This is a genomic window from Streptococcus mitis (genome assembly GCF_946190155.1).
Lineage (GTDB): Bacteria > Bacillota > Bacilli > Lactobacillales > Streptococcaceae > Streptococcus > Streptococcus mitis_CL.
The window spans coordinates 20,749-34,594 of record NZ_CAMHZL010000007.1 but is presented as its reverse complement, the minus strand read 5'-3'; the positions used below and the strand labels follow the sequence as shown (position 1 = coordinate 34,594).

The window sequence follows — 13,846 nt, the reverse complement described above, 5'->3', positions numbered from 1 at the left end:
ACAAACTTAAAATATAATATGTTTTGAGGAATTTTGAGCACGTTTACCTAAAATTTATTAGTTCAATCTCTATTTCTTAGAAGTTATAGCTTAGTAAAAATTATAGAAAAAGCCTACTTCGCAGTAGACTTAGTAATGATCTTTAAAGGACAAGAAAGCCACGCTATCTCCATCCATCATATAAATCAAGCGATTTTCTGCGTAGATACGACGTGACCAGGCTCCTTGGTAGTCATACTTGAGTGGTTCTGGCTTACCTATTCCTGTAAAGGGATCACGTTGAATATCCTTGATTAGTTTATTGATTCTTTTTAACGTTTTCTTGTCCTGAGTTTGCCAGTAGCAATAATCAACCCAGGCATCTTCTGTAAACTTGAGCAGCATTTCTTACTCCTCAATAACATGGACTTGAGTGCTTCCAGCACGAACTTGAGCCATTCCTCGCAAAACCTTATCAGAAAGTTCCTTATTTTGAGCGATTCTCAGTGTTTCTTGGATACTATCCCATTCGCTCTTTGAAAGAACTACAATGTCCTCATCTGGATTTTTATTAACCACCGTCAAAGGCTCAAATTCATCATTTACCTTTTTCATGTAGTCTTTTAAATGATTTCGGAATGTTGAGTAAAGAACTGCTTCCATAACCATACCTCGTTTTACCTCTTTTCCACTATTATACACAAAAAGAAAGAAATTGTCAGGAACTTGTACAAGATTTTCTTTTCTATCTATTTATACTCAATGAAAATCAAAGAGCAAACTAGGAAACTAGCCGCAGGCTGTACTTGAGTACGGCAAGGCGACGTTGACGTGGTTTGAAGAGATTTTCGAAGAGTATTATTCGTAAAAAATCTCAAAAAGCCTACATTTCAGTAGACTTAGTTTGTTTCTATTCTAATCGGTACTCTTCCAAAATTCTGTTCTGCTATACTTAGATTTCCTAGTTGGTAAATCTGGTCTGCCTTTTGAGTCATGACATCCCAAGGTTCTTTGCCAATTCGGCTGACTAGACTGACCTGACCTTTCAAAGACTTGAGATGTTGCCTGCCTTTTTCAGTAAATCCAAGGACATGAATGGCTTCTGGCAAGTCACCTTCTCTAGCCTGCACCAAGATATAGGTCAAGAGGCGTCTGACACGCGCCTTGGTGTAACGCTTGGTCGCAACCGCTTCAACCAAGTCTTCCACAGATTGGACTATCTTGATAGCATCCTTGATGCGCACTGCCATTTCTTGATTGACCTGATAGATGGTGGTTAGGTCGGGATTTGACAAGATTTGATAGCGGAGCAAAGGAAAATAGTCATCCCAGCTCACCTTACTGGCCTGCTCAAAAAGGTTAACAGAAGGCATAAAGTGTTCTAAGAAATCTTGGTCTGATTGATGCTGACGTAGTGCTGTCGCCGAGGCAAAGTCCACATCCTTATCCACAGAATGGTAACCTGCCCCTTGACGCTGAATCGGATGGAGTTTGATCTTGCGTCCTGCAACTGCCTTGGCATAGGCCAGAGCAAGAACATGATTGGGCGTATTGCCAGAAAAATCAAGACCAGCAAATTCCTTCCACATGGCTTGGGTTTTCTGGGGATAAGAGAGGGAATCAGGCAAATTTTCCACAAATTTCTCCATCTCAACCCCCTGCTCTGTGTATAAGTCAGCGATTTTTTGATAATCTAGAACTTCCTCCGTCCCAAAAGCGAGGCTATCAATGCCCAACCTAGCCAAGATATCCACAGCTCCTTGGCCGAAGAAATCCGCCGCCTGAACACTGACTAAAAAGGGCAATTCCACTACCAAGTCTGCGCCATTTTCCAGCGCCATCTGGGCCCGTGTCCACTTGTCAACGATAGCAGGCTCGCCTCTCTGCATGAAATTCCCAGACATGGCAACAATTTTCAGTCCCTCAGCCTGATCCAGCAGGTATTTATGCCCATTATGAAAAGGATTAAACTCCGCGATAATACCTGTGATGGTCATAGTGCTCTCCTACTTCTGCGCCACAAAAAACCAACGGGTGCTGGTTTCTGTTGGCTTCTTGTCCTCAAAGTCTGCATAGAGTTTGAAGGATTTGAAACCAGCCTGTTCCAGCAAAATATCATAGGTCAGGATCTCATAAGTCCGCTCCTCATGAACTTCATCGTGGCGACTAAAAGAACCGTCAGCCTCCTTGATAAAAAAGGTCAACTCATGCACGATGGAGTGAGGAGCTTCGTCCTCGTAGGTATCCCAGAGCATGGCGAAGTCTTCCGCATTTTCATGGTAAGAATAGCCTGGAAAAACTTCATCTGTCTGGTAGGTTGAATGCACATCAAAGATGAAAACTCCATTTTCATTAAGGGCATTATAGACTTCCTTAAAAACATCCCCTACTTCCACTTCATCCTGCATGTAGCAGACAGAGTCCGAGTAACACGTGACAAAATCATATTGACCTGCCTTGGACAAATCCAGCATATTGCCTTCAATAAAGTCAATCTTTTGTTTAGCTGAAGAAGCTCTCTTCTCAGCAATCTTCAACATATCCCCACTCAAGTCAAGTCCAGTCACATCAAAACCAGCCTGAGAGAAGCGCACAGATTGAATTCCTGTCCCACAAGCCAGCTCCAAGAGTTTCTTTCTCTCCTTGGTCTTAGGCAAATGACGCAGCGAAAAATCCGTCCATTTATCGTATAAACTATCATCCATCACTGCATCGTAAACAGCCGCAAAGGTTTCATAAGTTGCCATAATCATGATACCAAGAGCCTCCATGGCAAACACCACTCGCCCTTTACCTTTCAATCAATTTTTTCTAAAATAAGCAAAGAAACCCAGTTGACTACAACTGAGTTCATCTTCTAAGCAAGAGCTTCTGAAATATCTACTGAATCCGCCTCATGCCATAGTTTTTCTAGGTTATAGTGGGCACGCATTTCTTCTGAAAAGACATGCACAACGACAGCACCAAGGTCCAGCAAGACCCAACCTCCTGCTGCGTCGCCTTCGACATGACTGCCTTTAAAGCCTGCATCAGCTACTTTTTCACGAATGTTATCAGCGATAGCGTCCAACTGACGGCTATTCATTGAGCTAGTGATAACAAAATAGTCCGTCACGCTAGTCAAATCTTGTACGTCAAGTGCGAGAATATCCTCCGCACGTTTCTCATCAGCCGCTTTCACGACTAGTTCTAGTAATTCTTTTTCGTTCATTTAGTCCTCTTTCAAATAGTGCACAAAGGCGTTATAGGTTTCAAGGGTTTGGGGATAGATAGGGAATCCCTGATGAGCTAAATGCTCCACAGTGCGAGCTGTCTCATAAGCTACTGCCTTATTAAGTGACAAACTTGCAATCTCACGCGCCACATCTACTCCAGGAAAGGCTCGATTGTGCTCGATATAGTCTGCGACATAGATGACCTTATCTAAGTCTGTCATCTGACCAGCCCCAACTGTATGGATTTCAATAGCTCGTAGAATTTCAGAATCATGCAAATTCAAATCTTCCTGAATCTTGTAGATGCCAACCATACCATGCCAGACATTATTGCCCCAATTTTTGAGGTCAGGGTCTAGCTGATAACGGTCAATCAAATTCAGAAATTCCTGATCTGACAACTTTTTAGCATAGTCATGAAGAAGGCCTGCTAGTCCTGCTTTCTCGGTATCGACTCCAAATCGCTGAGCCAGTTCTATGGCTGCACGCTCCACACCCAGACAATGGGTTAAACGTTTTTCAGGTAGAAGCTCTGCCATTTTTTCCAACAAAGCCTCACGGGAGCAGTTGATATAGTCTTGATAGGCCATCAGTAGAGTCCCTCCTTTTCGATGTAGTCTAGCACAGGCTGAGGCAGGAGAAAGTTGGGTTTCCGACCTTGGGCAAGGAAGTCACGCACCATGCTGGACGAGATATCCATGAGAGGCACATCCACCCAGATAACTGGATAGGAAGTCCCTGCCTTGTAGCGTGGGCGCTGAACTCCCACAAACTGAACCATATCAACCAGTTCATCAATTCGGTACCACTTAGGCAGATAGTCCACCATATCGGCACCGATAATGAAGTAATAGTCCGTGTCTGGATGTTGCTCTGTCAAAATCTTCATGGTGTCGTAGGTGTAAGAAATGCCCTTGCGCTCCAACTCAATGGTTTCAATGGCTAGTCCTTCAATCCCCTCAATAGCCAACTCAAGCATCTTGAGACGATGGTGTTCAGGGATTGTTTCCTTTTTATCTACATGAGGAGGTTGGTATTCAGGCATAAGTAGAACTTGGTCCAGTCCCAACTGCTGGCGTACTTGGTCAGCAACAATCAGATGCGCATTGTGAACAGGGTTAAAATTCCCCCCTAAAATCCCGACTTGTTTGCGTTTTTTCTCCTTGATTTCTGGCTCCAACTCTACCTTGGTAAAGGGAGTCAATAGTTCGATTGCCATAGGCTAGTCTCCTTCAATTCTCTGTAAAACAGTTGTTTGGAGTATGTTTTTAGATTTCTTTGACTTTTTTAGAAATCTTGCGATTTTCTTTCTTGCTAGATTGTTTATACAAAATCAAGATGCGTCCGATTTTTTGGACTGTATCCACACCAATTTCTTCTTCCAAGATTTCAGCTACTTCGTGGATATTTTCATCGGTGTTTTGCAAAAGAGTCACCTTGATCAATTCACGGGCGTCAAGAGCTTGACGGACGCTGGTTTTGATTTGATCGTTAAGGCCATTTTTCCCAATTTGGATGATGGGTTTGAGGGTGTGTGCCTGGCTGTTGAGGAAGGCACGTTGTTTTGATGTTAATGACATAATTTTCTTCCTTGTTTTTTGATAGTTATTTTAGGTGGTGAGGGACGGTCGGAACTAATTTTCCAAAGATCTCATCTTTGAAAAATGGATTTCCTGACCTCACAATTGAGCCTTGGTCTCAATTGTGCCCCTTGCCAATCTACAGATTGGCAAAACACCACGGCAATAACTATCTTTTTATGAGCTCACTTTGTTCGCTCAGTGATTTCATTTTAAATGATTGCTTTTCGTGCGACGACGGCGACGCCTTCTGGTGCCCAGACGGCGACTTTGGCGGTGCCTGTTACGCGGATCCAGCCGAGTCCAGAGATGACTAGGTCTGTCTTGTCCTTAATGGTAAATACATGCTCAACCAGTTTAGGAAAATCTTCTTTTTCCTTACTATTTGGTGGTGTTAGAAGGTTTCCAAGATGCTTGTCGTAAAAGGCACTAGCGCCTTCTAGCTTGGTACGGTGGAGTTTGAGTTCATTGTCAAAGAAAGCAGTAAATCCTTGTTTTTCTCCTGAAATGAAGTCAAAGCGTCCGAGACCTCCTAAAAACAGGGTTTGTTCAGGATTGAGCTGATAGGTTTTAGGCTTGATTTCCTTTTTAGGACTGACATACTTGAGGTTTTTGGCCGTCAAGTAGTGAGCCATCTGGTGGCGGTGGATGATCCCCGGCGTATCGTAGATATAAGAACCGTCGTCAAGCGGAATCTCAATCTTGTCCAAGGTTGTTCCTGGGAAACGAGAAGTTGTGATGACGTTCTGGTCACCCGTAATTTCTTGGATAATAGCATTGATAAGAGTTGATTTTCCAACGTTGGTTACACCGACCACATAGACATCGCGGCCCTTACGGTAGTGTTCAATCTTGTCAATGACTTCCTTAATGGCATGTTTATTTTGGGCTGAAGTTAGGACGACATCCACAGGACGAAGTCCTTCTTCGTGGGCACGTTCCATGAGCCACTGGCTAATCTTGCCCGTCTTAACTGACTTAGGGAGGATATCTTTTTTATTTCCCACCAAGAGAACATCGTTCCTCGAGACAAAACGTGGCAAGCCTGGGATAACAGAGCCATTAAAGTCAAAGATATCAATGACATTTACCACTAAAGCATCACTGTCTCCCACCTCGTGCAAAAGCTTGAGGAAATCATCATCCGTCAACTGGACATCCGTGATTTCATTGTAGTGGCGGAGACGGAAACAGCGTTGGCAATAGACTTCACCAGTCTCCAAACCTTTTTCAAGTGCCGACTGGGGAGTAAAACCAAGACCAGCCTTGTCTGTCGTCTGAATGGTTGCTCCACAGCCAATACAGAGAATTTCTTCCATAGTTAAATTCCTTTTTTATATGTAATCGGTCCGTACGTTTCAGTGATTTTTCGCATGACACGGCGCTCACGAGCTCGGTTAATCTGCGTTTTGATCGAGTCATGTTGGACCAAGGGTTTGACTAAAATCGAGCGAATGCCAGCACGGTGGGCTGCTCGAATATCTGTCATGAGCTGGTCGCCAACCATGACCACTTCACTTTTCTCATAGTGAAATTCCTTCATGGCACGATTAATCCCAAATGTGAAGGGCTTCAGAGCCCAATAAACGTAATCAATCCCAAACTTCTCAACTGCTCGTTGGACGCGTTTCTTAGTGTTATTTGAGACCACGATAATGCGAATGCCCGCATCCTGAAGATCATGTAACCATTGCTTCATCTCTGGCGTCCCGTCAGGGTTGTTCCAAGCAATGAGGGTATTGTCCAAATCGACCAAAACAGCCTTGATCCCCTGCGCCTGCAGGCTTGGGACTGTCAGATCATAGACTGCTTCCACAGCAAAATCTGGCATGTAATTTTCAATCGCCATTCTGGCTCCTTTTCTTAACTTTTTTTCGCAATTTTCCTTAATAACAATGACAAAACAATCCATAAACCTGCACTAGCCAAACTGATGTAGAGCCAAGCATGGGGTTCATCTGTTAAAGGTAGGGGAACATTCATTCCGAAAAAGCCTGTCACTACTGCCAAAACCGCTAGCAACACTGAAATGATGGTAAGAGTTGTCAAATTATCATTCAGATTATTGTTTAGGATGTTGTTGTAAGATGCTGATAGTTGTTGGAGGACTTGAGAAATCAAGTCTGTCATGGATACCAGCTGATGAGCCTCAATCATGGCATCATCAAACTGTTCTCTCTCAATCTCGTTAAAACTGCGATAGAGGGCATGCCCTTGAATATGCTCCAGCAACATGCGATTTTGCTTGGCAGCCGCAGTAAGATAAACCATACCGGTCTCCAAGTCGGAAAGGGCAAAAAGATTTTTCTTAGTCGTCCGCTGGCGCAAGAGCCCATTTACCTCATCCTTACTCTTGTCCATCTGCTCGATGACAGGGTAGTAGGCATTGCTGATGATTTCCAGACTGGCAAAGAGAAACTTGTAAATCGAAAGCATGTCATGACTCTCCAGATAACGGGTCATCTGTTCAATGACATAGGCGTTCTTGGTATTACTAATGGTAATCAGGCGACGATGTTCCACGATAAAGGTCATAGGAAAGGCTTCATAGTATGCCTTATCTTTTTTCAAGTTCAAGACATTGTAGATAAAGGTTACAGTCCCATTTTCACGGTGATAATCCATGTGGGCACGCTCATTTCTATCCAGCGCATATTCGATGGTTTCCTTGTCCAAACCGTAGATTTCAGAAAGGTCCTCTAGTTTTTTCAACTTGTCCAAATCTAAGTTAATCCAGGTACAACCATTGCCCAACTGTTTTTCTAAAAACATCTTCTCTCCTTTACCAAACTCTTTCTATTGTACCATAAATCTGCTAAAATTTCAGGCCTGGTCTGTCCGAGAGAAATTGCTGACAACGGTGATATTCCGATTGGGAACGAAGTGCAGAACCTGGTCTTCTCCTCTGAGTTGCGTTGTTCGAATGCCAACACTAACCACCTTGCCCGATACAGTAATAGGACCATTTGTCAGAACAACCTCATCTCCTACATCCAGTTGACGTTCAAAGAGGATGAAAAAGCCATTGATGACATCAGACAGAAAACCTTGGGCTCCCATCCCAATAGCCACCCCAGCAATCCCAGCTCCAGCAAGCAAACTAGAAACTGGCAAACCCAAAATAGACAAGATACAATAAAGCAAAAAGAAATAAAGGGTATAATTAAACACATTCTCTAATAAACGTGAGATGGTTTTTTGGCGCCCGACATCATGACGAGACATTTTTAGAGAAGGTTTGACAATTCTCTGCACCATTGTATGAAGCAGTTTTTTAGCTATGTAGAATAGCAAAAATAGAAATAACAGAGAAAGTACCTTGGTTAAGATATTTTCAATAATCGTTGTTATATCAAGCTTATTGAGGTAGGTTTGAATAAATTCTTTCATAGAAAACTCCTTTCATTTATTATACCATACTTTTACAAGTGATGAATCTCCATAAATATTCAAAAATAATAGCCAAAATAGACAGAAAATTCTTGATTTTAGCTCATATTTATACTATAATCATAAACATTACACAACAAAGGAGATTGTTATGAAAAAATTCATTCATGCTTGGAATAAGGCAAGCCTAATCAAACGGATTTTGATTGGCATGCTTATTGGAGGAACCCTAGGGCTGACACTTCCTAACATTTCAGGAATTGGTTTACTTGGAGATCTCTTTGTTGGTGGCCTCAAAGCCATCGCACCTATTCTAGTCTTTGCCCTCGTTGCCAATGCCCTTTCCCAACATCAAAAGGGGCAAGATAGCAACATGAAAACGGTTATCTTCCTTTACTTGGTGGGAACCTTTGCAGCGGCACTTGTTGCTGTCCTAGCAAGCTTCATCGTCCCTGTTGAGATTACCTTAAATAGTGCCAATACAGAAATCGCACCACCAGATGGAATTGGACAAGTCCTCAGCAACCTCTTACTCAAACTGGTTGACAATCCAGTCAATGCCCTTGTCACAGCCAACTACATCGGTATCCTATCTTGGGCAGTTGTTTTTGGTATTGCAATGAGAGAGGCCAGCAAAAATAGTAAAGAATTGCTGAAAACCATGGCTGATGTGACTTCTAAGATTGTCGAATGGATTATCAACCTAGCTCCCTTTGGAATCCTTGGCCTTGTCTTCAAAACCATCTCTGATAAGGGAATCGAAAGCCTAGCTAACTATGGAATCTTGCTTGCCCTCTTGGTGACAACCATGTTCTTTGTAGCTCTAGTAGTCAATCCACTAATTGCCTTCCTCTTTATGAAGAGAAATCCTTATCCCCTCGTTTGGAAATGCTTGCGTGTCAGCGGTGTAACTGCCTTCTTCACTCGTAGTTCTGCGGCTAACATCCCTGTCAATATGAAACTTTGCCACGACCTCGGACTAGATCCAGATACCTATTCAGTTTCTATCCCACTCGGTTCTACTATCAACATGGCCGGAGCAGCGATTACTATTAACGTTTTGACCCTTGCTGCAGTAAATACTTTGGGAATCCCTGTTGACTTTGCGACAGCCTTTGTACTCAGTGTAGTAGCAGCCATCTCAGCCTGTGGTGCTTCTGGTATCGCTGGAGGATCCCTCCTTCTTATCCCAGTTGCTTGTAGCCTTTTCGGTATTTCTAACGATATTGCCATGCAAGTTGTTGGGGTTGGATTTGTGATTGGAGTTATCCAAGACTCATGTGAAACAGCCCTCAACTCTTCTACAGATGTCCTCTTTACCGCCGTTGCCGAATACGCAGCAGCCCGTAAAAAATAACTCATAAAGGCAAGCCTGCTCAGGTCTTGTCTTTTACGCTTTTATCTAACTTACTAGGAAATCCTTATGTCTATTAGCCAACGTACGACCAAGCTCATCTTAGCTACCTGTCTTGCCTGCCTTCTTGCTTATTTTCTCAATCTTTCCTCAGCAGTTTCGGCCGGAATCATCGCTCTCTTGAGCCTATCTGATACGCGTAGAAGTACTTTAAAACTGGCCCGAAATCGTCTTTTTTCCATGCTTCTAGCTCTAGCCATTGGTGTTTTAGCTTTTCACTTGAGCGGATTTCATATCTGGAGCCTCGGCCTCTATCTAGCTCTTTATGTGCCTATAGCCTACAAGATGGGCTGGGAAATTGGTATCACACCAAGCACTGTTTTGGTTAGCCATCTCTTGGTACAAGAGTCAACCTCTCCAGACCTTCTAGTCAATGAATTCCTTCTCTTTGCTATCGGTACAGGATTTGCTTTGCTGGTCAACCTCTACATGCCTTCACGAGAAGAGGAAATCCAGCACTACCACACGCTGGTGGAAGAAAAGTTAAAAGATATCCTCCAGCGCTTCAAATATTATTTATCCAGAGGGGATGGACGCAACCGAGCACAGCTGGTAGATGAATTAGACACCCTTTTGGAAGAAGCCCTCAGGCTGGTCTATTTGGATCATTCTGACCACCTCTTTCACCAGACTGATTACCATATTCACTACTTTGAGATGAGACAGCGACAAAGTCGTATCCTGCGAAACATGGCCCAGCAAATCAACACCTGTCACCTAGCTGCCAGCGAGAGCCTGATTTTGGCCCAACTCTTTTCAAAAATTGCAGGGCAACTGAGCCAGACCAATCCTGCTTCTGATTTACTAGATGAAATCGAACGCTATCTAGAAGTCTTCCGTAACCGCAGTCTGCCCAAGACAAGAAAAGAATTTGAAACCCGCGCCACCCTTCTTCAACTCCTACGTGAAGCCAAGACCTTCATCCAAGTAAAAGTTGACTTTTACAAAAAATATGGACAGTAAAAAAAGAAAACTTCAGACCAATCACAAAAAGTGAAAATCTGGAGTTTTCTTTTATTTGTAAGTTAGCACCATAAAGGTTAATAGTAGGATGAATAAGGCCAAACTCACCAATAAAGTGAAGACCTTTACCAGGGTGTTGCTCTGCCAGTAGCTTGGTTTACCAATATTACTGGTAGCATCCATAGAGAATAATTGATTTTGGCGGGGTTGTATGGTTACCAATACAATCAAAGCAAGAGAGAGGACAATAGCTAAAACAATCAGTATGTCAATCATAGGCCTACCTCAAAATTCCTAGCAGTGTAAAGAGCAAACCGATTAGAATCATTAAACCCAAGATGAGTGAAAAAGTTTTACTAATCTTTTCCCCTCGGGTTTCTTTTTCCTTCTTGATGGGTTTTTGTTTCAACTCTTCCATGCGACCTTCAACGTCTTTGTAAAATAAATCTTCGTCTGACATATTAGCCTCCTAAAACAGTTTGCATGGTTTCCTGATATCGCACCAAGTCAACATAGTTTGCATGCTGGCCTTGTTTGCCAAGTGCCTGACGCATTTGCTCAACATCTGAAAGAGCTAGTTTAATGGTCTCAACCAAAGCAGAAACCTCACTACTTTCAAATAGATGGTCTGGAGCGATATAAAGTCTATTGTGTACCGTTTGGTTGAATCCAAGAATCAAGAGATTGTGTTCAAAGGCCTGACGTACTGCCTGCAACAACTCATTGCTGTGATTGATATCCAAGTAAATATCCGACAGTTGATACAGTTCCTGAATCTTCTGTGGACTAGCATTCTGGTAAAGGACCACATTAGGATAACGAAGCATATCTAAGAGCTTAGAAGACATCTCTGTCACCGCTGCGATGCGGAACGTAACATCAGGCAAGGTTTCTACTATTGCTTCTATATGCTCAATCTGATCTGAATTAGTCAAAATTAAGGCATCTCGTCTTAGGAAATTATCTCGTTTGAACTGGTAATGGTAACCCAAGTGCACAAACTGATCATGGTATTTCTCGTCAGTCAACTCTAAAGCACGTTCATAAGTCTCCTTGTTTGGAATGATGATTTTCTTAGTACGCACATCATCACTTTCCAAAATCAACTGCATATTGCCTGGAATAGCATCATAGAGAGGTTCCTGCCACACCAAAACATCTGAGCCAGATTTATCTGGATGATGGAAGGAAACCAAGAAAGCAGTCGCTAGGGTGTTAAAGATAAGCTGACTTGTATCTATTTCCAAATCTTGCAAAAAGAAGGTGATAAATTCAACCTTATTTGCAAAGTAACGAATGGACTGACCAGGTAAGGTCAATAAGATGTCACCCGTCACATGGTTTTCAAGTAATACCTCCCGGCCATTGACATCTTGGTAAATCGTCATAATCGGCTCACTATCTGCGCTATAGGTCGTTGTAGCAAAACAAGCTCCGAAACGATTGTAATGATCAACTTGACGGACTCGACCTTCCAAGTCTTTCCAATCTACCTGTTTAAGCAAGCGAGCCTGCATTCCATCAGCATAATGAATAACGGCTCTCTCCTGTGTCATATCTTCAATACGAGCAGACTGATTATTTCCTGAAATTTCCCAAAAAGCTGGAACAGGGACTTGGTTAAAATAGAGAGGTTTCCCCTTTTCATATCCTAGATAATAAGTAAAAGGAGATACTAGACCATCAGGCAGAAAACCACCTGCATCGATGACTACTCCAAGTTGAGAAAGACCAGTAGCGACTAGACTTTCATGTAAATCTCGACTTTCTTGACTGTAACGATCATAAAGTTCAATCATGGAGCACCTCCTCTACTGTTTTCTTCCACTTTTCTAAAATTTCTTCGGTCAAGAAACCTTCTGCAATTTGGTAAGAATGGGCACGCATGTCCGCCAAACGATTTTCATGATACAATTGACAAATCTTAGCTGCATAATCTTGCTTGATTTGGTCTTCTACATGGTCAGATGAACTTGGAATCAGATAACCATTTTTCCCATCTTCTATAAATGTCTGATTACCATAAGGTACATCAAAACCAATTAGAGGTAGACCTGAACCAATTGCTTCCATCAAGGTCAAACCAAATCCTTCGCTAGTTGAAGCAGTCAAGTAGACCTCATACTGGCTATAAATCTGCGAAAGTTCCGCATGTCCCTTGAGTTGGATATAATCCTCAGCCTGATGATTTGCAATAATTTCTCTGAGCAGAGAATCCTCTCCACCGCTACCATAAATATCAAAGGTTAATCCAGGGATTTCCTTACGCGCCTCAATGACCGCCTTGACCAACCAGTCAATGTGTTTTTCTTTAGCAAGACGTGAAGCCGTAATCAATGAAAATGGTTTGCGTCCTTGACTTGACTCAGTTAATGCATCAATACTTCCTACAGGAATGGTAACAATCTTTGGACGATGCTGAGTATATTTGGCAAATTGCTCTTGTAGAACTTCCTTTTGTCTGTCAGTTGATACGATAAAGAAATCAACCTTATCCGCATTGGTAAACTGATAATCATAATAGTTATTCCAGAGGATGTAATCCTCATTTGTAGCATTTTCACTATAATGCTCCGCATGAACGACTACCGCTAAATGCGCCGCTTGTGCTTCCTCAAACACAACCTGTCCAATACCTGTCTCCCTATCCAGAATGACCAAATCTGACTTGTTCAAATTCAAGGATTTCATAAAAGCACGCATGAAGGCTGGCTTCCCATAGAAAATCTTATCCTTAAAACGATAAACTTCTTCCTTCCCTTGATTCATCAAGATATCATAGGCTGGGGTCCCGTCTTCATTGTAAAAAGTTCGTTGGTATAGGACTGCAACATTGTCCTTGGGAGCAAAGTATTCGCTACAATAACGCGTATAAGAAAAGTAATCCTTCCGAATCAAGTTCCCCTTAAATACATACTCCACATATTGGACCAAGTCCTTGTTCTCATCAACCAAATAACAGGTGACAAACTTATCTTGGTCAGAAAAGAAGACACGCAAAACCTTGCCATTCTTTTCTCTACGACTTTCAACACCGTCAACAGTAGCCAAGACATCAGCTACTGTTACACTAGTTGGTGCAATCTTGATATCTGTAAAGTGATTATAAAGCCAGATAACTTGCTCATCATCAAAACCAATATTGGCTGTTAAGTGCTGAATATTATCAGCTAGAATCATATCTGTAAAGATAAATTTAGAGGGTAAATTCAAACTTCGAAAAATACCGGCACGATAGACCTGAGCATATTCTACACCGCTACTGGCCCAACCAATTCCTAAATTTATATTGTAAATTGTCATAT

The 13,846-nt window shown here is 42.3% G+C and carries 18 protein-coding genes; 2 read left to right on the top strand and 16 right to left on the bottom strand.

The window, feature by feature from the left end:
• Positions 1-129: 129 nt before the first annotated feature.
• The 12 genes from N8O80_RS06945 to N8O80_RS06890 form a co-directional block, all read right to left on the bottom strand.
• Positions 130-384 (bottom strand): Txe/YoeB family addiction module toxin, encoded by a 255-nt coding sequence (locus N8O80_RS06945; RefSeq protein ID WP_261027429.1) that lies wholly within the window; start codon positions 382-384, stop codon positions 130-132.
• A 3-nt stretch (positions 385-387) separates the two neighbouring features.
• Positions 388-642 (bottom strand): type II toxin-antitoxin system Phd/YefM family antitoxin, encoded by a 255-nt coding sequence (locus tag N8O80_RS06940; RefSeq protein ID WP_000388572.1) that lies wholly within the window; start codon positions 640-642, stop codon positions 388-390.
• 236 nt (positions 643-878) lie between these two features.
• Positions 879-1,976, bottom strand: coding sequence for a nucleotidyltransferase (locus N8O80_RS06935; RefSeq protein ID WP_261027427.1), 1,098 nt, complete (start codon positions 1,974-1,976; stop codon positions 879-881).
• Between the two features lie 9 nt (positions 1,977-1,985).
• Positions 1,986-2,726 carry a class I SAM-dependent DNA methyltransferase gene (locus N8O80_RS06930; RefSeq protein WP_314732582.1) on the bottom strand — a complete coding sequence of 247 codons (741 nt, stop codon included), beginning with the start codon at positions 2,724-2,726 and terminating at the stop codon, positions 1,986-1,988.
• Positions 2,727-2,836: 110 nt separating this feature from the next.
• Complete coding sequence (gene rsfS, locus N8O80_RS06925) at positions 2,837-3,190, bottom strand: ribosome silencing factor (RefSeq protein ID WP_001003002.1); 354 nt, start codon at positions 3,188-3,190, stop codon at positions 2,837-2,839.
• A complete protein-coding gene (gene yqeK / locus N8O80_RS06920; RefSeq protein WP_261027423.1) occupies positions 3,191-3,784 on the bottom strand; it encodes a bis(5'-nucleosyl)-tetraphosphatase (symmetrical) YqeK in 594 nt (197 codons plus the stop codon). It abuts the gene before it with no gap.
• On the bottom strand, positions 3,784-4,413 hold the full coding sequence (locus N8O80_RS06915) for a nicotinate-nucleotide adenylyltransferase (protein ID WP_007517837.1): 630 nt from the start codon (positions 4,411-4,413) through the stop codon (positions 3,784-3,786). Before N8O80_RS06915 ends, yqeK begins: the two co-directional genes overlap by 1 nt.
• Positions 4,414-4,462: 49 nt before the next feature.
• Positions 4,463-4,774, bottom strand: coding sequence for a ribosome assembly RNA-binding protein YhbY (gene yhbY, locus N8O80_RS06910; RefSeq protein ID WP_000060171.1), 312 nt, complete (start codon positions 4,772-4,774; stop codon positions 4,463-4,465).
• Between the two features lie 212 nt (positions 4,775-4,986).
• A complete protein-coding gene (gene yqeH / locus N8O80_RS06905) occupies positions 4,987-6,093 on the bottom strand; it encodes a ribosome biogenesis GTPase YqeH (protein WP_261027420.1) in 1,107 nt (368 codons plus the stop codon).
• A gap of 2 nt (positions 6,094-6,095) precedes the next feature.
• On the bottom strand, positions 6,096-6,623 hold the full coding sequence (locus N8O80_RS06900) for a YqeG family HAD IIIA-type phosphatase (RefSeq protein ID WP_261027418.1): 528 nt from the start codon (positions 6,621-6,623) through the stop codon (positions 6,096-6,098).
• Between the two features lie 14 nt (positions 6,624-6,637).
• A complete protein-coding gene (locus tag N8O80_RS06895) occupies positions 6,638-7,546 on the bottom strand; it encodes a magnesium transporter CorA family protein (RefSeq protein WP_004260845.1) in 909 nt (302 codons plus the stop codon).
• A gap of 51 nt (positions 7,547-7,597) precedes the next feature.
• Positions 7,598-8,164 (bottom strand): mechanosensitive ion channel family protein, encoded by a 567-nt coding sequence (locus tag N8O80_RS06890; RefSeq protein ID WP_061590246.1) that lies wholly within the window; start codon positions 8,162-8,164, stop codon positions 7,598-7,600.
• Between the two features lie 151 nt (positions 8,165-8,315).
• On the opposite strand from N8O80_RS06890, the gene sstT reads away from it, so the two are divergent.
• Positions 8,316-9,521 carry a serine/threonine transporter SstT gene (sstT, locus tag N8O80_RS06885; RefSeq protein WP_261027416.1) on the top strand — a complete coding sequence of 402 codons (1,206 nt, stop codon included), beginning with the start codon at positions 8,316-8,318 and terminating at the stop codon, positions 9,519-9,521.
• 66 nt (positions 9,522-9,587) lie between these two features.
• Complete coding sequence (locus tag N8O80_RS06880) at positions 9,588-10,541, top strand: aromatic acid exporter family protein (RefSeq protein WP_261027414.1); 954 nt, start codon at positions 9,588-9,590, stop codon at positions 10,539-10,541.
• Positions 10,542-10,592: 51 nt separating this feature from the next.
• On the opposite strand, the gene asp5 is transcribed toward N8O80_RS06880, so the two are convergent.
• The 4 genes from asp5 to gtfA are packed head-to-tail and all read right to left on the bottom strand — an operon-like array spanning position 10,593 to position 13,844.
• The gene (gene asp5, locus N8O80_RS06875) at positions 10,593-10,817 is read right to left on the bottom strand and encodes an accessory Sec system protein Asp5 (RefSeq protein WP_261027409.1); all 225 of its coding nucleotides are present in this window, start codon (positions 10,815-10,817) and stop codon (positions 10,593-10,595) included.
• 4 nt (positions 10,818-10,821) lie between these two features.
• Positions 10,822-11,001, bottom strand: a complete 180-nt coding sequence (gene asp4 / locus N8O80_RS06870) for an accessory Sec system protein Asp4 (protein ID WP_001278707.1) — start codon at positions 10,999-11,001, stop codon at positions 10,822-10,824.
• Position 11,002: 1 nt separating this feature from the next.
• Positions 11,003-12,340 (bottom strand): accessory Sec system glycosylation chaperone GtfB, encoded by a 1,338-nt coding sequence (gene gtfB / locus N8O80_RS06865; protein WP_261027406.1) that lies wholly within the window; start codon positions 12,338-12,340, stop codon positions 11,003-11,005.
• A complete protein-coding gene (gtfA, locus tag N8O80_RS06860) occupies positions 12,333-13,844 on the bottom strand; it encodes an accessory Sec system glycosyltransferase GtfA (protein WP_261027403.1) in 1,512 nt (503 codons plus the stop codon). Before gtfA ends, gtfB begins: the two co-directional genes overlap by 8 nt.
• Between the last annotated feature and the right edge of the window lie 2 nt (positions 13,845-13,846).

Coding starts and splice junctions, on each gene's coding strand:
- N8O80_RS06945 (WP_261027429.1), bottom strand. CDS start 384: ATGCTGCTCAAGTTTACAGAAGATGCCTGGGTTGATTATTGCTACTGG.
- N8O80_RS06940 (WP_000388572.1), bottom strand. CDS start 642: ATGGAAGCAGTTCTTTACTCAACATTCCGAAATCATTTAAAAGACTAC.
- N8O80_RS06935 (WP_261027427.1), bottom strand. CDS start 1,976: ATGACCATCACAGGTATTATCGCGGAGTTTAATCCTTTTCATAATGGG.
- N8O80_RS06930 (WP_314732582.1), bottom strand. CDS start 2,726: ATGGCAACTTATGAAACCTTTGCGGCTGTTTACGATGCAGTGATGGAT.
- rsfS (WP_001003002.1), bottom strand. CDS start 3,190: ATGAACGAAAAAGAATTACTAGAACTAGTCGTGAAAGCGGCTGATGAG.
- yqeK (WP_261027423.1), bottom strand. CDS start 3,784: ATGGCCTATCAAGACTATATCAACTGCTCCCGTGAGGCTTTGTTGGAA.
- N8O80_RS06915 (WP_007517837.1), bottom strand. CDS start 4,413: ATGGCAATCGAACTATTGACTCCCTTTACCAAGGTAGAGTTGGAGCCA.
- yhbY (WP_000060171.1), bottom strand. CDS start 4,774: ATGTCATTAACATCAAAACAACGTGCCTTCCTCAACAGCCAGGCACAC.
- yqeH (WP_261027420.1), bottom strand. CDS start 6,093: ATGGAAGAAATTCTCTGTATTGGCTGTGGAGCAACCATTCAGACGACA.
- N8O80_RS06900 (WP_261027418.1), bottom strand. CDS start 6,623: ATGGCGATTGAAAATTACATGCCAGATTTTGCTGTGGAAGCAGTCTAT.
- N8O80_RS06895 (WP_004260845.1), bottom strand. CDS start 7,546: ATGTTTTTAGAAAAACAGTTGGGCAATGGTTGTACCTGGATTAACTTA.
- N8O80_RS06890 (WP_061590246.1), bottom strand. CDS start 8,164: ATGAAAGAATTTATTCAAACCTACCTCAATAAGCTTGATATAACAACG.
- sstT (WP_261027416.1), top strand. CDS start 8,316: ATGAAAAAATTCATTCATGCTTGGAATAAGGCAAGCCTAATCAAACGG.
- N8O80_RS06880 (WP_261027414.1), top strand. CDS start 9,588: ATGTCTATTAGCCAACGTACGACCAAGCTCATCTTAGCTACCTGTCTT.
- asp5 (WP_261027409.1), bottom strand. CDS start 10,817: ATGATTGACATACTGATTGTTTTAGCTATTGTCCTCTCTCTTGCTTTG.
- asp4 (WP_001278707.1), bottom strand. CDS start 11,001: ATGTCAGACGAAGATTTATTTTACAAAGACGTTGAAGGTCGCATGGAA.
- gtfB (WP_261027406.1), bottom strand. CDS start 12,340: ATGATTGAACTTTATGATCGTTACAGTCAAGAAAGTCGAGATTTACAT.
- gtfA (WP_261027403.1), bottom strand. CDS start 13,844: ATGACAATTTACAATATAAATTTAGGAATTGGTTGGGCCAGTAGCGGT.